This window comes from Paenibacillus sp. M-152 (genome assembly GCF_003856555.1).
Classification (GTDB): domain Bacteria; phylum Bacillota; class Bacilli; order Paenibacillales; family Paenibacillaceae; genus Paenibacillus; species Paenibacillus polymyxa_C.
On sequence record NZ_CP034141.1, the window covers coordinates 664830 to 688788 of the forward strand.

24 protein-coding genes are annotated in these 23959 nt (G+C 46.9%); 17 read left to right on the plus strand and 7 right to left on the minus strand.

Annotation, left to right across the window (positions count from 1 at the left end):
- Positions 1-193 precede the first annotated feature (193 nt).
- The gene (locus tag EGM68_RS03030; protein ID WP_129548622.1) at positions 194-736 is read right to left on the minus strand and encodes a GNAT family N-acetyltransferase; all 543 of its coding nucleotides are present in this window, start codon (positions 734-736) and stop codon (positions 194-196) included.
- A 347-nt stretch (positions 737-1083) separates the two neighbouring features.
- Here EGM68_RS03030 and EGM68_RS03035 point away from each other — a divergent pair, with 347 nt between their 5' ends.
- A complete protein-coding gene (locus tag EGM68_RS03035) occupies positions 1084-1683 on the plus strand; it encodes a dienelactone hydrolase family protein (protein ID WP_040102258.1) in 600 nt (199 codons plus the stop codon).
- A 58-nt stretch (positions 1684-1741) separates the two neighbouring features.
- Positions 1742-2911: a hypothetical protein gene (locus EGM68_RS03040; protein WP_013369160.1), complete on the plus strand. Its 1170-nt coding sequence runs from the start codon at positions 1742-1744 to the stop codon at positions 2909-2911.
- Positions 2912-2922: 11 nt separating this feature from the next.
- Here EGM68_RS03040 and EGM68_RS03045 read toward each other — a convergent pair whose 3' ends face one another.
- The gene (locus EGM68_RS03045; RefSeq protein ID WP_129548623.1) at positions 2923-3612 is read right to left on the minus strand and encodes an ArsR/SmtB family transcription factor; all 690 of its coding nucleotides are present in this window, start codon (positions 3610-3612) and stop codon (positions 2923-2925) included.
- Positions 3613-3710: 98 nt separating this feature from the next.
- Here EGM68_RS03045 and EGM68_RS03050 point away from each other — a divergent pair, with 98 nt between their 5' ends.
- The 3 genes from EGM68_RS03050 (at position 3711) to EGM68_RS03060 (ending at position 7656) form a co-directional block, all read left to right on the plus strand.
- Positions 3711-4349, plus strand: coding sequence for a flavin reductase family protein (locus tag EGM68_RS03050; protein WP_129548624.1), 639 nt, complete (start codon positions 3711-3713; stop codon positions 4347-4349).
- 153 nt (positions 4350-4502) lie between these two features.
- Positions 4503-5795, plus strand: a complete 1293-nt coding sequence (locus tag EGM68_RS03055) for a homocysteine synthase (protein ID WP_129548625.1) — start codon at positions 4503-4505, stop codon at positions 5793-5795.
- 196 nt (positions 5796-5991) lie between these two features.
- On the plus strand, positions 5992-7656 hold the full coding sequence (locus tag EGM68_RS03060) for a CoA-disulfide reductase (RefSeq protein WP_129548626.1): 1665 nt from the start codon (positions 5992-5994) through the stop codon (positions 7654-7656).
- On the opposite strand, the gene EGM68_RS03065 is transcribed toward EGM68_RS03060, so the two are convergent.
- On the minus strand, positions 7641-8009 hold the full coding sequence (locus tag EGM68_RS03065) for a VOC family protein (protein WP_025676223.1): 369 nt from the start codon (positions 8007-8009) through the stop codon (positions 7641-7643). The two genes, EGM68_RS03060 and EGM68_RS03065, sit on opposite strands and share 16 nt — an antisense overlap.
- Positions 8010-8151: 142 nt before the next feature.
- On the opposite strand from EGM68_RS03065, the gene EGM68_RS03070 reads away from it, so the two are divergent.
- The 8 genes from EGM68_RS03070 to EGM68_RS03100 all read left to right on the plus strand — a co-directional run bounded on the left by EGM68_RS03070 (position 8152) and on the right by EGM68_RS03100 (position 15563).
- Complete coding sequence (locus EGM68_RS03070; RefSeq protein WP_013369166.1) at positions 8152-8484, plus strand: hypothetical protein; 333 nt, start codon at positions 8152-8154, stop codon at positions 8482-8484.
- Positions 8485-8823: 339 nt separating this feature from the next.
- The gene (locus tag EGM68_RS26355; RefSeq protein WP_255305280.1) at positions 8824-8946 is read left to right on the plus strand and encodes a hypothetical protein; all 123 of its coding nucleotides are present in this window, start codon (positions 8824-8826) and stop codon (positions 8944-8946) included.
- 99 nt (positions 8947-9045) lie between these two features.
- Positions 9046-9354, plus strand: coding sequence for a LexA family transcriptional regulator (locus EGM68_RS03075; RefSeq protein WP_013369168.1), 309 nt, complete (start codon positions 9046-9048; stop codon positions 9352-9354).
- Positions 9355-10074: 720 nt separating this feature from the next.
- On the plus strand, positions 10075-10530 hold the full coding sequence (locus tag EGM68_RS03080; RefSeq protein WP_129548627.1) for a MarR family winged helix-turn-helix transcriptional regulator: 456 nt from the start codon (positions 10075-10077) through the stop codon (positions 10528-10530).
- 153 nt (positions 10531-10683) lie between these two features.
- The gene (locus EGM68_RS03085) at positions 10684-11562 is read left to right on the plus strand and encodes a (Fe-S)-binding protein (protein WP_025676221.1); all 879 of its coding nucleotides are present in this window, start codon (positions 10684-10686) and stop codon (positions 11560-11562) included.
- Between the two features lie 121 nt (positions 11563-11683).
- The gene (locus EGM68_RS03090) at positions 11684-13186 is read left to right on the plus strand and encodes an HD-GYP domain-containing protein (RefSeq protein ID WP_025676220.1); all 1503 of its coding nucleotides are present in this window, start codon (positions 11684-11686) and stop codon (positions 13184-13186) included.
- Positions 13187-13360: 174 nt separating this feature from the next.
- Positions 13361-14806 (plus strand): ATP-binding protein, encoded by a 1446-nt coding sequence (locus tag EGM68_RS03095; protein ID WP_129548628.1) that lies wholly within the window; start codon positions 13361-13363, stop codon positions 14804-14806.
- 37 nt (positions 14807-14843) lie between these two features.
- The gene (locus tag EGM68_RS03100; RefSeq protein WP_129548629.1) at positions 14844-15563 is read left to right on the plus strand and encodes an NAD(P)H-binding protein; all 720 of its coding nucleotides are present in this window, start codon (positions 14844-14846) and stop codon (positions 15561-15563) included.
- 78 nt (positions 15564-15641) lie between these two features.
- Here EGM68_RS03100 and EGM68_RS03105 read toward each other — a convergent pair whose 3' ends face one another.
- Positions 15642-16907 (minus strand): DUF4179 domain-containing protein, encoded by a 1266-nt coding sequence (locus tag EGM68_RS03105; protein WP_129548630.1) that lies wholly within the window; start codon positions 16905-16907, stop codon positions 15642-15644.
- Positions 16904-17431 carry an RNA polymerase sigma factor gene (locus EGM68_RS03110; protein ID WP_129548631.1) on the minus strand — a complete coding sequence of 176 codons (528 nt, stop codon included), beginning with the start codon at positions 17429-17431 and terminating at the stop codon, positions 16904-16906. Before EGM68_RS03110 ends, EGM68_RS03105 begins: the two co-directional genes overlap by 4 nt.
- A 240-nt stretch (positions 17432-17671) precedes the next feature.
- Here EGM68_RS03110 and EGM68_RS03115 point away from each other — a divergent pair, with 240 nt between their 5' ends.
- A complete protein-coding gene (locus EGM68_RS03115) occupies positions 17672-18052 on the plus strand; it encodes a RidA family protein (RefSeq protein ID WP_013308546.1) in 381 nt (126 codons plus the stop codon).
- Between the two features lie 243 nt (positions 18053-18295).
- Here the strand turns inward: EGM68_RS03115 and EGM68_RS03120 are convergent, their stop codons facing one another.
- A complete protein-coding gene (locus EGM68_RS03120) occupies positions 18296-19051 on the minus strand; it encodes a TspO-related membrane protein (protein WP_129548632.1) in 756 nt (251 codons plus the stop codon).
- A 297-nt stretch (positions 19052-19348) separates the two neighbouring features.
- On the opposite strand from EGM68_RS03120, the gene EGM68_RS03125 reads away from it, so the two are divergent.
- The 3 genes from EGM68_RS03125 (at position 19349) to EGM68_RS03135 (ending at position 22376) form a co-directional block, all read left to right on the plus strand.
- Positions 19349-20299, plus strand: a complete 951-nt coding sequence (locus EGM68_RS03125; protein ID WP_013369180.1) for a bile acid:sodium symporter family protein — start codon at positions 19349-19351, stop codon at positions 20297-20299.
- 255 nt (positions 20300-20554) lie between these two features.
- Entirely contained in the window at positions 20555-21679 is a 1125-nt protein-coding gene (locus tag EGM68_RS03130) for an NADH-dependent flavin oxidoreductase (protein ID WP_129548633.1), read from the plus strand.
- 109 nt (positions 21680-21788) lie between these two features.
- Complete coding sequence (locus EGM68_RS03135; RefSeq protein WP_129548634.1) at positions 21789-22376, plus strand: GNAT family N-acetyltransferase; 588 nt, start codon at positions 21789-21791, stop codon at positions 22374-22376.
- Here EGM68_RS03135 and EGM68_RS03140 read toward each other — a convergent pair.
- On the minus strand, positions 22306-23958 hold the full coding sequence (locus tag EGM68_RS03140; RefSeq protein WP_129548635.1) for a response regulator: 1653 nt from the start codon (positions 23956-23958) through the stop codon (positions 22306-22308). The two genes, EGM68_RS03135 and EGM68_RS03140, sit on opposite strands and share 71 nt — an antisense overlap.
- Position 23959: the final 1 nt, after the last annotated feature.

Below are 23959 nucleotides of genomic sequence, written 5' to 3' on the forward strand. Positions count from 1 at the left end.
AATAAAGTTTTAGATTGAGCAAAAAAATCAAACAGCGGCGGACCAAGACTTAAAAATAAAGTCTTAGACTGCCGCTGTTGTTATTCCACTAACGTATTCTGTTAGGTTGTCCAATATTATTGGCTGCCGTTAATTCTGACTCCGATCCTCCGGTATTTACTACACCTCTCGGCTCTACTAGCGTTCACTAAACTTAGATATCCTCTGCCGGATTTATAATCGCCAGAACCTGATGGTCCTCCCACTTTCCATTAATTTTTACGTTGCTTCGAGAAATGCCTTCTTTGTGAAAGCCAGCCTTCTCAAGCACACGGATGGATCCTGGATTCCGAGGGGAGGCTTCTCCGACGATCCGATGAAACTTTAGTTCATCGAAAGCGTAGCGAACCACCTGCTTCACCGCCTCCGTCATATAACCTTTGCCGTTATAAGCTTGGTCTAGGCTGTATCCGATCATACAGCTCTGAAGGGGTCCCCTCACCACAAACGATAGACCTATGCTGCCTATAATCCGGTCGTCCTCCTTGTGGCATACCACGAAGGAATATTTCCGATCCTCCATCATGTCAGCCTTACTCTTAATAATCGTTTGGAGCTGGTGCTCCTCCGTATAGTGCTCTTCTTGGTGGTTTGGCGAAAACTTATCAAAGAACTCGCGATTGCGTCTGTACATCGCTGTCAATTCTGTGACGTCCACCTCTTCTGGGAATCGGACGTATACTTGCTGTTCCGACATCTGCACCATCCTTTCATACGATGATATTGAAGGAATTATATCACAGGAAGAGGATGAGGATGAGGATGCAGAAACTGACTTGATGAGTGTGTGTATGAGAAGCATTTCTCTAAATTGTAACCAAAAATATATAGCGAAATGATCATATTGGATATAGTATTTTCTAAAAAAGGGAGGCTGGAAAGTATGAATAATGCTTACCAAGTGCTCGAGGAGCGTATATTCGAGCAGCACTGGTTGTATCCATTGAACTGTTCAACCGGTTATCCTTAGAAGTGGCGCTAAGTATAAATATATGTATCCGGAGGATTTGTTTTACCATATTCAAACCTGTTTGGGGGAGCAACATGATAAGCATAGATAAAAAATCGGACACCCTAATTGTCGTGCTGCATGAGATTTATGGGATTAACCAGCATATACAAAATTTTTGTAGTTTATTATCGGGTCAGGGTTATGACGTCATTTGTCCAAATTTAATAGGCAAAGAAACGCCTTTTGACTATTCGCAAGAGGAGGCGGCCTATGCCCATTTTATGGGGAGTGTAGGATTTGAACGCGCTTCCTATCATATCGAAAGTGTATTATTAAGTATTCGAGCTCGCTATAAAAAGATATTTATCGTCGGATTTAGCATCGGGGCAACGATTGCCTGGTTGTGTAGCAAAGAAAAATATGCTGATGGAATCGTAGGATACTATGGCTCTCGTATTCGAAATTATTTGGAAATAACTCCACATTGTCCAACACTGCTTTTTTTCCCACAGGAAGAAAAATCATTTAATGTGGATGAGCTCATTTCAACTTTAGACAACTATAATATCCGGGTACATAAATTCAACGGACAGCACGGATTCAGTGACCCCTACTCTACCCGATATCACGTACACTCAGCGCAGCAATCATTTAACGAAATGGTAGAGTTCTTCAGGAAGGTTGATCAATAAAAGCAGTCGTTTGCTTCTAGCCCACACCTTTTTCACTGTTCTGGGGAAACGCACAGTCATGATGTGCCGATTAGTCATAGGTATATACATCATTGACTATGATGAAAAGGAGATGCATGTGGCTGTGGCTACCTTTTATCAAGCTTTCAAGTTGAAGAGTCGGATTTGGCGAACGATGCTAAAGCGAAACGGAGTAACAGGGATTGGAGTAGGTTATGCTGATCCCAATAGACCGGCAAAGGGTGCGGCGATTGTGTTATACACCTTGAGAAATCTTTCGGCTGTGTCGCAAACCAAATTACAAGCAGTAACCCAAAATATAAGTCGGGCTTCTGCGGTACCTATCCGAATTTTAGGTGTGGGTTCCTTCAAAAGGGAAGCGGCCACGCCTACCCAAACGAACCCTCGCCAAAGATGGCGCCCCGTGCCCGGTGCAGTCAGTGTAGGAACAACGGTTCCCACCACTGCAGGAGGGACCGGAGGACTCATTGTTATTAAGAATAATACTTTGTTTATTTTGAGTAATGCCCATGTTCTAGTCCCAACGAATACAAGCCAATTTCACAATACCATTCAGCCTTCTCCGGCAGATGGGGGTAGAACGGCGGATCAGATCGGGAGAGCTTTTCAATTTGTCCCGCTTACCACGACAGGTGTTAACTTTCAGGACTCTGCCATAGCTATTGCCAATTCAAATAGCCTGCTTAATCCGAGGTATCTGATTAACCAAAGTGGTGGTCTCATTACCGTACCTGGGCACTTATTGAGCTATCGTCTGGGGATGACGTTTAAAAGAATGGCTAAAACAAATGGCTTCGCCAGAGGAGTTGTGGAGGCGATTGGCGTGGAGCAAAGAGTGAGGGGCGATTCGGGAATCAAGACTTTCCGTGATCAAACCGTCATTCGTTTTACCCAGGGACGAACTGGGCCTGGAGATTCGGGTTCCGTATGGCTGAATGACAGTAACGACCGGCTGAACAATTATGCAGCCGCGGTTCATTTTGCCGGATCTACCGATGGAACGCGCTCTGTATCTTTCCCAATTGAACGGGCGATGAGAACCTATGGAACCTTGGTTGCCATTCCGGCTGCTGCTGGAGGATATAAGGCAGGTGTGGCAAAAGGAAAGGCTCCAAAAAACAATTATGCCTATGTCCGGCCATTGACCAGAAAACAAAGGTCCTTGTCTCCGGTCATAACATCCAATACAGAACAAGAAAAGCATTAGACTATGGTTATCTAGCCGATCTCTATCGAAAACACCTCTTTAAAACCTCTTTTACCCTCGGCTGTAATGCGTATCGCTCGGGTTGTGGGCAGATGCTCGACCCAATGTAATTCGAATAATCTGTCCAGAAGAGCACTTCCTAAAGCACCGGCAAGGTGATGGCGTCGTTCACTCCAATCCAGGCATTTATGTGAGAAGGAGCGACGCTTTTGTCTTGTGTTCTTGAGGTCTATCTGAAAGTCAGCGAAGAAAATCTCTCCTTGTTGGGTAATATGAAGTCCGTCCTGATCCTCGGAAAGAATCCCCCTTTGAATGAAAAAACTCATGATTTGTACGCCTAAATGACCCGCAACATGATCGTAGCAAGTTCTTGCCAACCGTATGGCCTCGTTTTCGGAGGCTTGTTTGAATGACTTGATTGGAACAGGTGGAGCTATGGATAAAAGTGACTCCATCACCTGGGCAACCTCGGGGTCTTGAATGCCATAGTAACGGTGCCGACCTTGTTTTTCTACGGTAACGACTTGTGCCTCGGTCATTTTAGCCAGATGGAAGCTGGCGGTTTGCGGTTTAATACCTGCCATATGGGCTAATTCACTTGCCGTGTGAAATCTGCCGTCTAATAGAGCGGTGAGAATGGCTGCACGGGAAGGCTCACTGACGAGAGAAGCAATCATGGCTACATTTGAATTGGTGCTCATGGCACGGTCATCCCCCTTTGTAATCCATACTTCGATGAAGGTTGAAATGTTTACATTTTACAATAAGGAGGCAGATCTGAACAGAAGGAGAAGAGAAAATGGACCCAATGAATCAAATAAATCAGATGAACTACAGCCCAAGTATAAAAACGATAACCCCTAGCATTTTATATTACGGAACCCCTGTGATTTTACTCAACACGCTGAATGAGGATGGAACGACCAATATTAGCCCTATTTCCTCCTCGTGGGCATTAGGAGATTGTGTGGTACTAGGCATTGGAACAGGTGGCAAAGCATTAGAAAATATGGAGCGGCATTCCGAATGTGTAATCAATGTTCCTGGGCCTTCCATGTGGGAAAATGTAGAGCGTTTGGCTCCTTTTACAGGTAAGAATCCCGTTCCAGTGGAAAAAGAGAAACATGGATTTACACATCAAAAAGATAAGTATGAGATCAGCGGACTGACTGCGATTGACTCGAATAGGGTCAAGCCCGCTCGGATCAGGGAGTGCCCTATTCAAATCGAAGCCAAGGTGAAGGAGGCCCGGATTCCTGACCATTCTCCTTATTTTGCGATCGTCGAAACCCAAGCCATTCAGGTGCATGTTCATCAGGATATCATCCTCGGTGAGAATCATATTGATCCGGCAAAGTGGAGCCCACTCATCTATAATTTTCGCCATTATTTTGGTTTGGGTGAGCATTTGGGCAAAACTTTCCGATCCGAAACCTGATACTTCAAATAAAATAATATTATCCTACCTGAATAATGAGAATTATCTTCCCAAATCGTCCTTTTTGTGCGAGAATAATTGAAAAATCATCCATGACTACGCATACAGGAAGAGACGATTCATACAGCACGTATAACAAGGGAGGAAATAATCATGTCAGAAGAACGCAAGCTGTCATTCGAAACCCTCGCTGTCCATGCCGGACAAGAGATTGATCCTACTACCTTTTCCCGCGCCGTTCCGTTGTACCAAACCACTTCATATGGATTTCGGGATGCCGAGCATGCGGCTGATTTGTTCTCGCTGAAAGAATTCGGCAACATTTATACGCGTCTGATGAATCCAACTACGGATGTGTTCGAACAACGGATCGCCGTACTGGAAGGCGGGGCTGGTGCGTTGGCCACAGCTTCGGGAATGGCGGCGATTTCCTTCTCCATTCTGAACATTGCGGGAGCTGGAGATGAAATTGTATCAGCCTCCAGCCTGTATGGCGGTACATATAATCTGTTTTCTACCACACTGCCTAAATTGGGTATTAAGGTGCATTTTGTCGATTCGGATGATCCGGAGAATTTCCGTCATGCCATTACGGATAAAACGAAGGCCATATTTGCCGAAACGATTGGCAATCCACAGGGCAATGTGCTGGATGTGGAAGCAGTATCTGCGATTGCGCACGAATTTGGTATTCCGCTGATTGTGGACAACACGTTCCCGAGCCCTTATTTATTGCGTCCTATCGAATATGGAGCGGACATTGTTGTGCATTCGGCAACGAAGTTCATTGGCGGACACGGTACGTCTATTGGCGGAGTGATTGTGGACAGCGGCAAGTTTGACTGGAAAGCGAGTGGCCGTTTTCCAGGACTGACTGAGCCGGACCCGAGCTACCATGGGGTTGTATACACCGAGGCGGTGGGACCTATTGCGTACATTATCAAGGCACGGGTGCAATTGCTGCGTGACTTGGGAGCAGCCATTTCTCCGTTCAATTCATGGCTGCTGCTTCAAGGCTTGGAAACATTGCATCTGCGGCTGGAAAGACATAGTCAGAATGCCCTGAAGGTAGCGCAATATCTCGAAAGTCACAAGGGTGTGGAGTGGGTCAGCTATGCCGGATTGCCGAGCCATCCATCCTATGAGTTAGCCCAAAAATATTTGCCAAAAGGACAAGGGGCAATTCTGACCTTTGGTATCAAAGGCGGGAGCCAGGCGGGAAGCAAGCTGATTGCGAATGTAAAGCTGTTTTCTCATCTGGCGAATGTGGGCGATTCCAAGTCTTTGATTATTCATCCGGCAAGCACGACTCACCAGCAACTGAATGCAGAGGAACAGGTGGCTGCCGGAGTCAAACCGGAGCTGTTACGTTTATCTGTTGGGACCGAAGCGATAGACGATATTTTGTATGATCTGGAGCAGGCAATCACGGCCAGTCAACAATAACAAACAGTAGTTGGCGTCTTGTTAGGCCCAGTGAGATAGGGAAGTTTTGTAGCATTCGCAAGTGATTTTTGATTCCGATCGGTTTTCATTCAGAGTTTGATCAGGCGGGGGGCAACCTTCGCCTTTTTTGTATGTTGACAACATACCCCCATAGGTATATATTATACCCCATATGGTATATAAGGAGGGGAAGAAATTGGGAAGGAAAATAATTATTATTGGCGGGGTAGCAGGTGGAGCTTCTGCTGCGGCAAGATTGCGTAGATGGAGTGAGGAAGACGAGATTATTCTATTTGAACGCGGTGAGCATGTTTCTTTTGCAAACTGTGGCCTTCCCTACTATATTGGGGGGACAATCCAGGCGCGGGAGAAGCTGTTTCTCCAGACGCCTCAAGGCATTAGAGACCGTTTTAATATAGATGTACGGGTACAAAAAGAAGTAATACAAATAGACCGCGAGCATAAGCTTGTCCATTACCGCGATATGATCACAGGAGAGACGGATGAGCAGCCATACGATATTGTGGTATTATCGCCGGGAGCCAAACCGATGATACCGGATATTCCCGGATTATATGAAGCTACAAATGTATTTACGTTAAGAAACATTCATGACACCGACCTTATTAAGGCATATGTAGATGAAAGGCATCCCAAGCATGCCACGGTAATCGGGGCCGGATTTGTTGGGCTGGAGATGGCTGAAAATTTGCGGGAGCGTGGACTTGCAGTAACCATCATGGATAAGGGACAACAATTGTTGAATCCGCTTGACCCCGAAATGGCTAAACTGGTGGAACAGCATGTGAAGCTGAACGGGGTGGAGGTGCGTTTAGAGGAAGGAGTCGCAGCTCTTGAAGAACAGGGTACACAGCTCCGTTTGACTTCCGGGGAGATGCTTCAGACGGACCTGGTTATTCTGGCGATTGGTGTTGTGCCTGAAAATGAGCTGGCCAAGCAATGCGGATTGGAACTAGGTTTTCGCGGTGCCATTCAGGTGAATGCTCAGCTGCAAACCAGTGATCCGTCCATTTATGCGGTAGGGGATGCCATCCAGGTCAAAGACCGCTATCATGGGTTTGCAACGATGGTATCGCTGGCCTGGGGAGCCAATCGGCAGGGGCGTTTGGCCGCAGATCATATTAATGGTCAGGCGATTTCCTATGATGGTGCGCTCGGAACATCCGTAATTAAGACCTTTGCATTGACCGCAGCTTCTACAGGCAACAATGAAAAAACATTGCAGCGACTGGCTGTTCCTTATCAGGCTATTCATATTCATCCCGGTTCACATGCCGGTTATTATCCTGGCGCGTCACCCATTTCGATGAAGCTGCTCTTTCATCCGGAGACTGGGATGATCTACGGGGCGCAGGCTGTTGGGGCTGATGGCGCGGACAAAAGGATTGATGTTATTGCGACGGCGATTCGCGGTCATTTGAATGTCCGTGAATTGGCAGATATCGAACTTGCTTATGCACCTCCTTATTCTTCAGCTAAAGATCCTGTGAATATGGCGGGTTACGTGGCTTCGAATATCATGGATGGACTGGTCCAGACGATACAATGGCATGAAGTTGACGATTTCCACCGCAATGGTGGTCTTGTAATTGATGTCCGGGATGCGGTGGAGCTACAGGGAGGAACCGTTCCAGGTTCCATGCATATTCCTCTGGCCGAGATCAGAGAGCGGATGTCGGAAATTCCTCGTGATCTGGAGATCGCGGTATCCTGCCAAGTCGGGCTGCGTGGCTATCTAGCGGCCAGAATTCTGACCCAATCGGGCTATCGGGTAAGGAACGTTGATGGTGGCTACAAAACGTATTCAGTTATGGCTCAACGTGATCATCTTTTAAAATAGTTCATCACCCATCCAATCTGATTAAGATGATCCGTTACTTCGCCGTGCAGCGCACCAAAGAAGGTATCTTGTAACTCTACGGTGATGGTACCTTTTTCTGATAGTGAATAGTAAGCCTGTTTAAGCTCATCCTCACTCTCACAGTCGAGAATGATTTGGACATGCTGTGCTTTCAGCGGTTTACCGTAGGAATCGGAAAAATGGATATGACTGCTACCTAGGTGCAGTTCGGCATGTAAAAGCTTGCCTTCTTGCTTGTTCAGTACTTTGATTTTCCCGCCTAAAACAGATTGGTAGTAGTCAACCGATTGCTGCACATCGTTTACAATGACAAAAGGACTTGCACTTCTCATGGGATCCAATCCTCTCATTTCTTCTATGTAGGGCTGTCTGCTAACATACATTATTTACATTGTCGGCAGGGTTTACCCCTTTTCTGATTAAATTTATGGCTTGGTTCACTGTGTGACGTCTGTTACAATAGAAGAGGCATATATGATGGATAGAAAAGAGGTCGAACAGGTGGGCACTTCAGCGATTTGGGAAGCAGTTATCTATTGGGTGATCTTGGTGATTTCTGCTCTGTGTGTGATTGCAGTATCTGGTAGTCGTAAGACCGCAAGCACGATTATTTTGGCACCTATTGTTTTGTTCTGTACCATATTTATGATGCAGGGCTCGGTGTTTACTGCTATGAAGCACCCGACCATGGGGGCTAATGTCGGTCTGGGTATGGCGTTTCTGACCACATGGGTAGTCAGCGGAATATTGTTTGCTGTAGCGCTTGTGATTGCTTTTATTAAATATAGCAAAAGGAACAAGGCGTAGTTCAGCCTTAACCTCAGATGAACAAAGGCTTTCGGTGATGTACCGAAAGCCCTTTTTGTATTCTTAGTTAACGATACAGGATGTTTTCGTTCATCTACGTCTTCTCATGAGCAAAACAACGATTAGCACAATGATGATCACGATCAATAGAAACTTCATATTCGATAACCTCCTTGATCTGTCTCCTATTTGATATTAACCATTTTTAATAAGTGTGCACCGATGCATCCCAAGCAAGTATGTATTGTCAAATGTTTGGCGAAAATGTGATTGTGAAGTCAAAAAGAGGTTTACAGGCTTAGCTGGAAAGTGTATACATAAAGTGAGGAGGCGATTGCCATGAGTGATCGTGCATTTCATTTGTTTTATATTATTTTCTTGACGGTTCTGGCACTTGGAAGTGTTGGAGGAATCTCTTGGTGGTTGCGCTCTATCGGTCGTCAGGAGAAGGAAAAAAACTAAATTCAGCATGGGCATACAAGCCCGTATGCATCTTCCAGTAGGAGGGTGCATTTTTATATGTTATAATGGGAACATATGTTCTTTACAGGAGGGATAATGATGTTGCCGGATTTGGAACGGAAGCTACTGCGTATTTTGTATAATTATTTTGCCCAGCATCGCCACATGCCTACAATGGCTGAATTGTCAGCAAAAACGGGTAGGCGAGATTCTGAAATTACAGCCGCATTGCGGCATATGGAACAAGAGCGCTATATCACATGGGAAAATAACACAGGTACCCAGCATATTGTGTTACTGGAAGGATGGGAGCGTCCTTCCACCTACAAGCCTGCCCAAGTGGAAGCTGGACGCCCTACTACCCAAACGATACAGTCTGGTAGTACGGAATATTGGACGAATTATTAGCAGCGATATATAGCTGGAAAATTAATGAGTTTTTAAGGTGCATATCATTTAGTTTTAAGAAAGCAAGACTATAATGACCCTATTAACCCCTTTTTGATCAAGCTATAGGCCCTGTCGATGTATCGGCAGGGTCACTTTTTTGTTCATAGATACGTTTTCCGTATATAAAAAATCCCCCGGGGATCATCCGGAGGATGTGTGCAGCTTGCGTATACTGCACGGCCTGCTCAAACTTCATCGTTTGACGGCATAATATATATTTAACCCCTGCTACCTTGCATTATATGGTCAGCATGTTCATAAGGGGCAGTCTGATTCCTCTGTTCATTTTCCAAACGACAAAAGCCCTACCTCTCTTTCGTCCTTGCGGCTCCGATGACCGCGCCAGTGTGAATGTGAAAATCTTCGGCAAAAGCTCAAAATTCTACATTAGGGTTATACATAAAATTTGGAGAAGCTCCATGCGGTATTAGGAGTATAGCTTCTTGCGTGGAATCCTATGGGGTTAATACATACTTTATTAGTATAACAAGCTTAATTCTAAAACGCAAGGTATTTATGGTTTTTTTTTGATTGTAGACTGGAAATAATGCACTTTCTGCAATGAATTAGACTCATTTGCATTTGCAGAGAATGGAGACTGTGATAAATTGCTCTGACAAAGCACCCGAATTTTGAAATAGTGTAGTTACACGAAAAGATGGAAGGAAATTAAGAACTATGACTGCCTCAAGGAAAGACAAAAAAACATCACAGAATAACTCGCCCTCAGTCTGCACATGCATTAATCTGCGTCGTGCCTCGATGGCTGTAACAGGGCTGTATGACCAGTATCTGGCTCCAAGCGGACTCAATATCAGCCAGTTTTCGCTGCTCAAGCATTTAACGGTACTGGGACCGGTAAGCGTAAGCGAATTAGCATTGGAGATGCGACTCGACCGAACCACGCTTGTGCGCAATTTGAAGGCACTGGAGCAAAGCGGGTATGTGGAGGATACATCCGCCGAGGGAAGCCGGAACCGCTGCCTTACCCTGACGGAGAGTGGAAAAGAACTATATAACGATGCAGCAGAGCTCTGGGAGGAGGCGCAGTTATTTTTACAGGAGTCACTGGGAAGTGCCGATTTGCAGATATTGACCACACTGTTATCTAAAATTGAAAAATTGCGACTGTGATTAGCTTTTGCCTAATAAGGGAGGTATGCCGACTTATTCGTGTATATACACGAAAAGGGTTCGGATGTGTAACGCAGCCATTCATCGGTCAACAGGTATCCGCCAGGAAGTCGAGAGAATTCACAATAACTTAAGAAGAGGGATGTGGACAGGATGGTAACGCCCGTACCGGACATGAAAGAACTTATCGCAGCCGAGATGAAAGCCTATGTGAGTGAAGACAAGGGCAATTTCTGCGAAGAATTACAGAGCCCGTACTACGAGGAACCGATTATTCAATTTGCAGAGGCCAATGATCCTTTGTTTGAGCAGTATAAAACAGTGGTGGGCTCCGACCATGCTACGCCACAGGAAGCCTTCGAACGGACCTTCGGCACAGGAAGTTTTGGTGGAGGCACCGTTGTCAGTGTTGTGCTGCCGATCAGTGAGACGATCCGCAAGGCCAATCGTGCGCAAAAAGCAAGAGCCTCCAGAGAGTGGGCGCTGCTACGGACCTTTGGCGATGAATATTTTGTGCGTTCGGCAAGGCAGCATTTGGCGGGATATCTGATCGGGCTTGGTTACCGAGCAGTGGCGCCGCTGGATACGGATTGGTACAGCATCCACGGTGCCGCAGGTGGTCCGGTCTCTAACTGGTCGGAACGGCATATCGCGTATGCAGCCGGTCTTGGCACCTTCAGTATCAACGATGGCTTTATCACCGAGAAAGGAATTGCCATCCGTCTGCTGTCTGTAGTAACGGATCTGCAGGTGCCGCCTGATGTCAGAGTGTCCTCGAACCTGAGCCATACCGGAAACTGCCTGCTGTGCAGCAAAGGCATTTGCGGTGTGTGCATTACTCGCTGCCCTGTGCAGGCTATCAGCAAGGAAGGTGGTCATGACAAAATCGCCTGCATGAAATTTGTGTATGGTGAGGAATCCCGAAAGTGGGCCGTGTTAAACGGCGGTGAGGCTAAATCGGGTGCCGGCTGCGGACTTTGCCAGACCAAGGTGCCCTGCGAAAGCCGCAATCCGATGCGGACCGCTCGCTAGTGTTATTTTCCTAAGATCTATGCAAATTGCTCAAGCAAGAAGGTTAACTTTTGACGGCTGGACTCCGATATTGAATACAAAGATATCTTATGAGCGTACGGATGAAAAGAGGGGTAGCATTTTGCCGATCTATAAGCGCTTTATTCAGCATGTTATCCTGAACTATATTATAGGTTCATTTATTGCTGTACTACTGGTATGTATGATTTTTGTATTTTCCACGTTAAATGTAGCCCACTATGAGCTTCTGGGTCTTGTCAAAATTGTTGCATTTTCCAGCGTCATTATGATTGTTTGTGAAACCATAGTGTTTCGAATGCATTTAAGACCTGTTCATCGTTTTTTTCAAGGAAACCAGGAGACGCTCAAGGATGTAGAAGCGGTGTACATTCGGGTTCACCATCTGCCTAATTTGTCAGTTTTGCGTATTGTTGGGCCGCATTTGTTAGGCTTCTCTATCCCGGCAGCCGTTATTGCATTATGGATGATACATACTGGACAACTTACCTTTCCCTTTTATTATGTAGGAATCGCCTGTATAGGAGCTTGTCTGGTCGCTTCCATGCATGCACTGGTTGAATTTTTTCTGACCATGAGAGCAATCAAACCGCTACTGGAGGAAATTCGGGATCGGACCTACCAGCAATATGGATTGAGCTTGTCCCTGCGAGGTCGAGTTCTGCTATCACTGCGGCATAAATTTCAGTTAAGTGCAACGTTAATTGGTGCTTTTCCTCTGTTTCTGTTTTGTTTAGCTACACAGATTCGGCTGGAACGTTTGGAAGCGACGGATTCCGGCTCCTATTGGGCATGGGCGGGTACGATTTTAATATTTGGTGTAGCTTTTGCTTATCTAGGGGGAAGATTGCTGACCCGTGAGATCGAACAGCCCATCCATCACTTGTTGGAAAAAATGAATGAAGTGAAGGAAGGCCGCCTGAACAGTAACGCCAGTGACTTGTATTCAGACGAATTTGCGGAGCTGGTCGAAGGATTTAACATGATGATCGAGGGCCTGAAGGAACGAGAGGAAAAGAACGGTCAGCTATTAGACAGTTATTTTGCCACTTTGGCTGCAGCGCTGGATGCGCGGGATGCCTATACCGCAGGACATTCGTTGCGCGTGGCTGAATACTCTGTACTCATTGGGCGAAAGGGCGGTTTGAGCGAGACGGACCTTGACTTGCTGCGTAAAACAGCCTTGCTGCATGATATCGGTAAAATCGGTGTGGCTGACGCTGTGCTGTTTAAGGATGGCAAGCTGACGGACGAGGAGTTTGACCAGATTAAAATGCATCCGGTTATGGGGGAGAGTATTCTTCGGCAAGTGGAGCCGGCTTATGCTATGGCCCCTTATCTGCCTGGGGTGCGCTCTCATCATGAGCGTTACGATGGCAAGGGATACCCTGATCAGCTCTCCGGGGAAGATATTCCCCTATTTGGGCGAATCATAGCCGTAGCAGATGCCTATGATGCGATGACGTCGGATCGCCCTTATCGGAAAGGGATGAAGGAAGAGAAGGCGGTTATGATATTGGAAGAGGGTAAAGGAACCCAGTGGGACCCTTACTTTGCCGAATTATTTGTCAAGGAGTGGCGCCGGAACAAAGGCATTCTAAGCTGACTCTATAGATACTCCCACTAGGGCGAGCCGTTGCGGTTCGCTTTTTTTATACACACACGCAAGCCTCTTTGGATATGTCGAAAGATGGGGCTTCATGTTATGATGTACGAGTAAGGCAAAATCGGCTAGCATAGGCCTGGCATCCAATTTCTTGCGCAATGGGAGTGTGAATCCATGCAATTTTCAATGATGTTTCTAATGAATTTGGGGATGCTGATTGCTGTTGCCTATGTGGCGAACGTGATTTATAAATATGGTTTGAGTCGTACGTCTACGCGGTTCAAATATATCAGTTCGGTGTTGCTGGTGGTATTTGGCGGATGGGTCAGCTCTTGCTTTGGTTTTAACTTCAATGAAACCGTTATTTTTGATCTGCGTTTTGTTCCGCTAATTATCGCAGCGTTGGTGTATCCCCGTTCCTACACGCTGATTATTATTGGGGTAGCGATCGGTCTTATAAGATTTACTTTCGGTCTGAATATGGCGGCGTGGGTCGGGTTTCTGAATATGAGCATTTTGGGTGTATTGTGTGCCGGATTGAATTACTGGATGCGCCGCTCCACCTGGCGCTTGATTATTAAGGCATCCGTAACCATTTTAGCGGTTAATATTGTAAATACGTTAAATATTGCTTTCCTGGGCGTCATTCCCTGGCGCTATTATGTAGCAGAGGTTGTTCCTCTTACACTGCCTATCGGCGTGATCCTCAGCTTTTTATTTGCACTGATATTACGCGATTTTCAGATGGAGCAGCAGCGAAACTATCAGATTCAGCAGGCGAATGAGTTATTGTCAGAGCAGCGTGATAAGTTGCAGAAGGCAAAGGTTATTTTAGAGGAACGCGCCAAGCAGCTCATGATGGCTTCCCAGTATAAATCGGATTTTATGGCAACGATGTCGCATGAGTTACGTACACCACTTAACAGCATTATTAACCTGGCACAGATTATCAACGAGCAGGGAAAAGAGCTGGATGAGGACGAGCTATACCAGTACAGTGATCTAATCTATGCCTCGGGGCATGATTTGCTCCAACTGATCAATGACATTCTGGACTTATCCAAGGTCGAGGCTGGGCACATGGAAATCGTAAGTGAGCCAGTCAGTGTGCGTGAGATTGCGCAGGGGATGATGATGCATTTTGAAGTCACAGCGAAGGATAAAAACCTGGAATTCAACTTGAAAGTGCATGAACATATACCGGATGAAATCCGATCCGATTCCAAACGAGTACAGCAAATTTTACGCAATCTATTGTCCAATGCCTTTAAGTTTACTCATAAAGGACGTGTATTGCTGGAAATCAGCACACAGCATTTGGATCGAAAAGGCCAGGAGGGAGATTGGGTTGTATTTGCTGTAAAAGATACAGGCATCGGTATATCCAAGCTTCAGCAACATGTTATTTTTGAGGCATTCCAGCAGGCGAACGGTTCGATTAATCGTAAATATGGTGGAACCGGGCTGGGGTTGTCCATCAGCCGTGACTTTTCCCGCTTGTTAGGCGGGTTTATCCGTCTGGAGAGTGAAGAGGGCAAGGGAAGTACTTTTTCCCTGTACCTGCCTATGTGTCCGTCCGACAGCAAGGAGGCGGACGAACAGCCGTTTAAATTAACCTGATCGCAATCATGGGAACAAGGAGCGTTAGGAGGTATATATGGAACGTAAAGCGGTCGTTGTGGGTGGCACAGGGCTTGTCGGGGGTTATGTTGTACGTGAGCTGCTGGTGCAAAAAGAATACACCCGCGTCATGGTTATGGGCAGGCGCCCACTGGATATCAAACATCCTAAGCTGGAGCAGGCGTTAATCGACTGGGAACAACCACAGAAGTCGACCTTCGCCCTCGAAGGGGTAGATGATGTGTTTTGCTGCCTTGGGACAACGATGAAAAAGGCGGGATCCAAGGAGCGATTTCGACAGGTGGATCTGGACTATCCCGTTCTGACAGCCCAGTTGGGCAAAGAAGCTGGAGCGGTACAAATGCTTGCAATCTCTGCGATGGGCGCTAATCCGGATTCACGTGTGTTTTATAACCGCACCAAGGGTGAAGCTGAAGAGGCGCTTGCCGCGATCGGGCTGCCTGCACTGCATTTGTTCCGTCCATCGCTCATTTTGGGAGCGAGGCCTGAACGGCGTTTTGGTGAAGCCGCCGCCACGGTTGTCATGAAGGCGCTAGACGGCCTGATGACAGGCAGGCTCGCTTCCTACCGCGCTATCCCCGCTTCGTTCATCGCACGAGCTATGGTCCGAATTGCTCTCGCGCAGGCGAGCGGCGTACATATTTACCCGAACGACATCATTCGGGTCATCGGTGCGGAACTAACCTCCGATGATGAGGAAGCTGGTACAGGAACGACTCCTGATGACAATGTATAAAACCATGCTTAGGATTAGAAAATGACAATAACGCCGCTGTTGCCCAATGACTCGGGTAGCAGCGGCGTTATTCGTGTTTTATGGGTGGTTTGTATTTTGCGGCACATCGATCGTAATCTCTAATTCATCCATGTAATGGCGTGGCCAGTTGCCATTAGCATCGAGTAGGGCACTACCTCCTGGTTGGGTTGGCAAGATATACGGCTTGAAGATGATCTTCTGGGGAGTGTCCACAAAAGGAGTAAACAGTGTGATCATTTTGCTGTCACGTTCTTGGGTATGGGGAACTCCAGAACCGCTCAGCAATTGAAGTTCTCTTCCCTGCTCGTCGAATACAGCATAATCGAGTATATCCAATTCCCTTTTGGTGTACTGGATCGTGTGTCCGTTCTTCATGTTATTGTACTCACGCTCTACAGTGTACTCATCTGGCATATGTGCAATATCGGTCAGCATTTTGAATGACGTTGTGATCTTGGTTGTGATGGGGGTAATTTCTAACTTTTCTACCGTAAATGCAAGATACGGATTAGATTTGCTCATTTGCGGCTGAAGTATCTTGTTATTTATTTTAGTTTTGTGAACCGTGGTTTGTATGCGGAACGGCTCGGGTACACCTTTTAACTTTGCATATACCTCTAGCTCAAACTGATCTGGTAAGGCGGATTTACCACTGGCAGGGTCACGCATATACGCAATCAGCATAGAATTATTGTCTTTGCCCGGACGACCATACATGAGATTGAAGGCGCTACTGTTGCTGTTGACCGACGTCCCATTGATGAACAGGTCTATTTTCTCCACCATATCCTCTTCCTGTCCTTGCGTATTGGTAGTTGGATACAGGGGTTCATGTGGTGAATCCCCACCACTCTTTTCCAACGCCACGACCAAGCGTGTCCCGTCAAATATGATTTGAGGTACCTTCAATGTAATACCGCTATGGGTAACACTAAGGTTTACGGAAGTGGCCAACCCTTTCTGGTCAGCGGTTTGCAGCCCAAGATCCCCAGCTAGCTTGAACACACTATCAACAAGAGGGACCTGTTTCAATGACTCCGCCATTGTAGGCGAAACAAAGGCGCTACCAATGATCATAACGCCAATGAGCGCTGCAGAAGCAGCGGTAATTGCAGTTCCCCGAAAAAACCTTTTAACGGATAGATGGGAGGATGGGCGGTTGGGTAGCAGTTCCAGATCCGATTCCATTTGTGCATAAAATGCATCTAGGCGTTGCCTTACCAAATCAGGGATTACTACCATTTCTGCCTCCAAGTTTTCCCTTTCCAATTGTAATTTCTCATCCAGCTCTTGATCCTGGTTTTCAAACCCTGAAGGATTCATTGAATGGTCACCTTCCTTTCTCCGCGATTTTGTAGCAGGTCCATTAATGTTCTGCGAGCACGGTGCAATCGTGTTTTGACGGCACCCTCTGATAGATCCAGTAACTCTGATATTTCCCTGATCGGCATATCGCGCAAATAGTGCAGGGAAATCACGGTTCGCATGGATTCCTCCAAATGGTCGATGGCCTCGCGCAGTTCGATTTTTTCGTATCCGCCCGAGGTGGACGGTTCCTTTATAAATTCCGCGACGGGTACAACCCGTTTTTGCTTGCGGATAATGAGATGGCATTCATTAATGAGAATACGAAGCAGCCATGTTTTAAAATAGCGAGGTTCACGTAGCTCACCCAGAGACTTGTATGCTTTGAGCATTGCTTCTTGCATTGCGTCCGCGCAATCCTCATTGCTGCGAAGAATGGAACGCGCCATGCCATACATATCGGATTCCATATGTTTCATCAAGGCGACGAACGCCTTGCGGTCCCCATTCCTTGCTTGGTGTAAAATTGTTTCGAGATTCAAAGGATGGTACTCCTTTCCCGTCTATACTACTAGCTATAATCATTGTACTTGTACCTGTATTTGATTTTGTACAATCTATTGTGTAGCAGGTTACAGGAATTAGATGTTACATGGGCGTTAAAGGTTACAGCGGAAATAAAAAAATGTAGCACCATTGCAAACCGTCACACGGAATAGTGGCTTTGGACTTCACATGCTATAATACGGTGAACCAGTATCAGGAAGGAGAATCCAACCCTTATGAAAAAAACAATTGCTACTGAAAAAGCACCCGGTGCGATCGGACCCTATAGTCAAGCGGTAGAGGCAGGCGGGTTTATTTACACCTCAGGACAGCTTGGGCTGAATCCGGCAACAGGTGAGTTTGGCAAGGATGTACAGGAGCAGGCTCGCCTGTCCTTGAGCAATGTACAAGCCATTCTGGAAGCAGCAGGCAGCAACATGAACCAGGTTGTGAAAGCGACTGTATTCCTGAAGGACATGAACGATTTTGTCAGCGTCAATGAGGTGTACAGTTCTTTCTTTGAGCAACCGTATCCAGCGCGCAGTGCGGTCGAGGTAGCTCGTCTACCTAAGGATGCACTGGTGGAGATTGAAGTCATTGCACTGAAGGGCGAATAAGTTACCCAGAGTTCGTTTATTTAATAAAGAAATTCTGTAAAGAACCGGGTGTCACTATATAGTGGCATCCGGTTGTTAAATGCATTGAGTGTTGTCCATTTGTATACAAAATGGAGGTGGAGATGTTGAATAAAAAAAGTCTACGCCTGATCATATTAAATAAAAAACGAAGCAAGCGAGCTTGGGCTAAATAATTCAGACCCATGCTCGCTTGTGCTTGTTAGGAGATTATATTCGTTGACTTTAATCCCGGTCTCGATTACGGGCAAAAAATAGCCATAGCGCGTATACCAGGATGATTGCCGACAAGATCCATGCAGCCAGCCGTACATTTTCATTGTTCGGATGCTCGATGGCGATAGCGACATAGGCCCATACAAATACAAGCGGGTAGATGCTGTCACGATAAGGAAAGCTGACCAAGATGGCTAATGCGGCGCCAATAAGCAGGATGATGATCGCCCATATCGTATCGCTGAGCCCCCAGCCACTCCATTCATTCTTTTCCAGTGCTACTGCAATGTTGATGAGGGTAGCAACGGATACCCAACCGAGGTTCAGACTGAAAGGCATCTTGACGAACCACATTTCTCCGCGAGTTGGTTGCGGTGTACGGGTACGTGTATATACGACGAATAGGGAGAGCAAGTATAGAATAATGACGATCACGCACAGCTCTACGTATACATACTGCCATAGGAAAATCCAGATGATGTTGAAGAGACAGCTCAAAATAAAGAAAATACCGATAGACTGAACGCTTGTCTTGGATTGCCCTGTAGATGTAGCTTGGTACACGGCAAAACAGGCGAGCAGCACGTAGATGACCGACCAGATGGAAAAAGCGTAACCTGCTGGCGTAATTAAGGTAGGATACATGTTGGATACAGCAGCAGTGCTTCTTCCGCCAATAGGAAGTGTAGAAGCCAGAATGTTAACGAGAACGACAGCGATGAATGCGATAATATTCCACCATTTATACGGATGGCTTCGTGACATAGGAATAACTCCTCCTCAACGAATGATGTTCAAAATGACCGACTGGTCACTATCTTCTACTATGAATATACCCACTTTGCTTTCAAATATGTCCGAACGGGAAAAAGTTTCTTGAACCCAATATAATCATAAAAAGTTGTATGTATATACATTCATATGTAGTACAATGGTAAAAATTTTAAGCACTATATGAGCTGAATGAAGAGTTCACATTGGGGAGCTAATACGCAGACGGAAGATGCTTCCGATGTGAATTTACTTAAATTCAGCTTATATAGAAATAAGGGGATTAGTAGAATGAGAGGATTAGAGAAAGCAGGTAAATTTGTAGGTGGGACCTTTTCCATCTGGGTGCTTTTGTTTGCATGTTTGGGATTTTTCTTTCCTACGGCGTTTACAGGGTTGAAAGGATACATACAGCTATTTCTGGGCATTGTCATGTTCGGGATGGGACTGACTTTATCTGCAGCTGACTTTCGTGAAGTATTCCGGCGTCCAGTGGATGTGGCTATAGGAGTGGTCGGGCATTATCTGATCATGCCATTTCTCGCTTTTGTATTGGCATTAGTATTACAGCTTCCACCGGATATTGCGGTGGGTGTTATTTTGGTCGGCTGTTGCCCGAGTGGAACTGCATCCAACGTAATGACGCTCTTATCCAAAGGCGACGTGGCGCTTGGCGTATCGATTGCCTCAGTGTCGACGCTGATTGCTCCACTGGCGACCCCGGCGATGATTAGTCTGCTTGCCGGACGCTGGATGAATATTGATGCAAAGTCGCTGATCATGGATATTCTCATCGTGGTTATTGTCCCGATTGTGCTGGGTGTAATCGTCAAGTCGCTATTTCGCAAACAGGCGGAAGCGAGTGTTAAGGCGCTGCCGCTCATTTCAACATTGGCAATTGTACTCATTGTGGCTATTGTGGTTGCAGGCAGCAAAGGCAAGATTTTGGAGACAGGCCCGATTATTTTTGCTGTGGTTATTTTGCATAACGGTATCGGCTTTCTGCTCGGATATTGGTTTGCCAAGCTGTTTGGCATGAATCTTTCCAAACGTAAGGCCGTTACGCTGGAAACGGGAATGCAGAATTCCGGGCTGGGCGCTGCGTTGGCGGCAGCTCATTTTAATCCGATTGCTGCTGTACCGAGTGCGATTTTTAGCGTGTGGCATAATATTTCCGGCTCGTTGCTGGCGACCTGGTTCTCCCGCCGAGAGGAGAAAGATAGCATAGCCGGAGGCAAATAAGCGACTGTCAATAGCTGATGACAAGTGGCTGAAATTCGGGTTTTTCGGACAGTTTAAGGGAGATCAGAAAGGATAGATTTGACTTTGTAGGGGCGGATCATTATACTGTGGTTATTATAACCACTGTATTTAAGTAAGCACGGTAGATAGGCTTTGTCATGGAAGAAAAATGATATCGAATTCGTATTCGCAATCGTTTCATGCTCAAAAGCCTTATATGATCTGTTCTGACTTAAACTGAAGGAGAGAGAACGAATGAATCCGAAATATAATCCTTTATTTGAAGCTTTTACCCTGCCATCCGGTGTTACATTGAAGAACCGCATTACGATGGCCCCTATGACTAACTTTGCTTCCCACGAAAATGGCGAAGTCAGTGATGAGGAACTGGCATACTACCGTGAACGCTCCGGTGGTGTGGGAGCGGTTATTACCGCTTGTGTGTATGTAACTCCAGATGGTAAAGGATTTGTTAATGAGTTTGGTGCGGACAAGGATGAGATGATTCCTAGCCTACGTCGTCTGGCAGATACGATTCATCAGGAGGGCGCGAAAGCGATCCTGCAAATTTATCATGGTGGCCGTCTGTGTCCGCCGGATCAGATTCCAGACGGACAACCAATTAGTGCAAGCGCAGTAGCCGAGGAAAAAGAAGGCGCACCTGTGCCGCGTGAAATGACACCTGACGATATCCACCGTGTCATCCGTGCCTATGGCGAAGCAACTCGCCGCGCGATTGAAGCAGGCTATGATGGTGTAGAGCTTCACGGAGCGAATGGTTACCTGGTGCAGCAGTTCTTCTCTCCGCATTCCAACATTCGTACGGATGAATGGGGAGGAAGCCTTGAAAAACGGTTGACTTTTCCGCTGGCGGTTGTTCACGAAGTGAAGAAAGTGATCGCAGAACATGCGAAGCGTCCGTTCATCTTCGGATACCGCTTGTCTCCTGAGGAAGGACACACGCCAGGCATCACGCTGGATGATACGATGGTGCTTGTAGACCGCCTGGCGGATGAAGGGCTGGATTACCTGCACATTTCCGTAAATCATTTCTTCGGCGGTTCGTTCCGTGACCGCAGTGACGAACGGTCACGTACGGTTCTCATCCATGAGAAGGTTGGGAACCGTGTGCCAGTCATGGGGGTTGGTTCGCTGAATACTCCGGATGACGCGCTCGCAGCACTGGAGACAGGTGTACCGCTTGTTTCACTGGGACGTCCGTTGCTGATGGAGCCGCAATGGGTTCAGAAAGTGCAAAACGGCACAGAAGATACTATTCGCACGACATTATCCAAGCAAGCCCAGCAGGAGCTGGTTATTCCTGACTACTTGTGGGGTGCGCTGACGACTATTCCTGGCTGGATGCCTGTAACCGAATAAATTCTAAATAACAATACCCTAGGCTGCGTTCATGCGCCTGGGGTATTTTCTTGTCTCATGACCGTGAATTACAATTACATAGGAATAACACAGAGAGAAGGTAATGATAATGTTCTATGAAACGAATGGTGTGATTTCGATGAGGTCCACCCATCCGGGGTTACAGATTCGATTGTTACAAGTAAGTGATGCTGAACATTTATTGGAGATCAGACGTGAAAATTTTGATTTCTTCAAGCCGTACGAGCCAGAACGACCTGAAATTTATTTTACGCTGGAAGAACAGGCGCGCCTGATTTCCAACGGTTTAGAAGCGGCACAAGCCGGACAGGGACATACGTTTGGACTTTTTTTGGTGGAAAATAATAAGCTGATTGGCAGAATGGAGCTGTCTGGTGTCGCTAGAGGGCCCTTTCAAAACGCTAATCTGGGCTATTTCGTAGATCCTGCATATCACGGACAAGGCTATGCTACATCTGCAGTGAAGGATATCGTCCGCTACGCCTTGAATGAGTTGGAATTACACCGTATTCAAGCCGGAGTCATGCCAAGAAATACGCCCTCCCATCGAGTGATGGAAAAGGCGGGATTTCGCCGCGAAGGGCTGGCTCTCAACTATTTGAAGATTAATGGTGTGTGGGAAGATCATGTGTTATATGCGATGACGGCTGAGGATTTGCAGAATGGCGCCTTCTGAATTCGCCAGGCGTGACTCCCTCAAGCTTTTTGAACACCTTGCCAAAGTATTTCTCATCCTGATATCCGACCATACCGGCAATATGATGAAGCCGCAGCTTGTCATTCAGCAGTAGTAGCTTTGCCTTGCCCATCCTGATCTGGCACAAATAATCGGATAGATTGACCCCGTACTCCTGCTTGAACTTACGAGAAATATATTCTCGGCTGAGGTAAAAGCGGCTCGCTATATCCTGTAGAGAAATGTCCTCGTCGTAGTGAGCATCCAGATAGCGGGCAATATCACGGATCGTCGGGTTGTTTGGGCTATGGCTTGGTGTAAGTGCCTGACCAGCTGCCAGCAATCGATTTTCGATTTGTTTTTTCCACAAAGGCAGGGAAAGCATGCCACGATTGTCGACCGGCAAGGCAGGAATGGTGCTCGACTCATCCGTCAGTTCCTCGCCTTCGGTATCTCCAGGTCTGTCATTCAGCCAGCGAGCCAGCATCCAATCCAGCTCTTGATTCCAGCCGGCTAGCTGCTCTGCTGTAACCGAAGGCAGTACGGCTACGGCTTCCATCCAGCTGCTTACCGCCATAGATATGCGACTGGCATTACAGCTGAGCGCACTAAGCCGTAGTTCTTCTTCCATTTCAGACAACTGGGGAAGACGAACGGTTTGCCGGGCCGGAAAACTTTCGTGCATCCAGTTGGTGGCCTGTAGCACATCCCGTTTCCACAGTGCTTGCCGTGCTTCTTGGTAGGCTGTGGCTGCCTCCACGGGAAAGGTTCCGAAAGAACCAATCCCGATGTGCATGTAGCATCGCAGCGCCGTTCTAATCCCTGCGTGAATGTCCTGCAAGAGCACTGGCCAACGAGCCGGCTCCCCCCAATATAGCAGAATAATTTCGTCCGTACGCTCCAGATGACGGAATGCAACTCCGGTCTGAGAGGTACCCAGAAATTCGTTGCAGATGTTCATGAGGGAAAAGCCTAGAAGCGCGCGACGCGTTTTATATTTGTCGAGTATATCGGCATCCAGTTGAGTGGTACTCATCACTGCCGCATTACATACCTGAATAGCTGGCGGGAGACGCAGCTCCTCACGTAAAGGCGTGATGGAGAGCGATGTACCGGAAATGAGCTCGGTCAGGAGTTTATCAGCATAGTGCGGCCTCATCCGGTTGACCTCCATAGCCTGCATGGTCTGCCTGTTCCGGTCTTGCTCCGCTGTCCGCCAAGCTTGAGTAGCTCTACTGAGCGCCTCATTGATCTCTACCGGATCTACAGGCTTAAGAATATAGTCCATACCTCCCCGGCGAATGGCCTGCCGAACCAACTCAAAATCATCATAGCCACTGACCACCACGACTCTGGTAGCTGGAGAATTCGCCTGAATCCACTCCATCAAGGCTACTCCATCTCTACCAGGCATTCGCATATCTGTGAGTACCACGGGCGGGGAAAGTGCGGTAATGACCTCAATCGCCTGATCGCCCGATTCAGCCTCAATCACCTCGGTCACACCGTAAGCTTCCCAATGTACAAGCATCCGAATGGCGTGACGTACATGCTTTTCATCATCCACAATCAGGACCTTCATT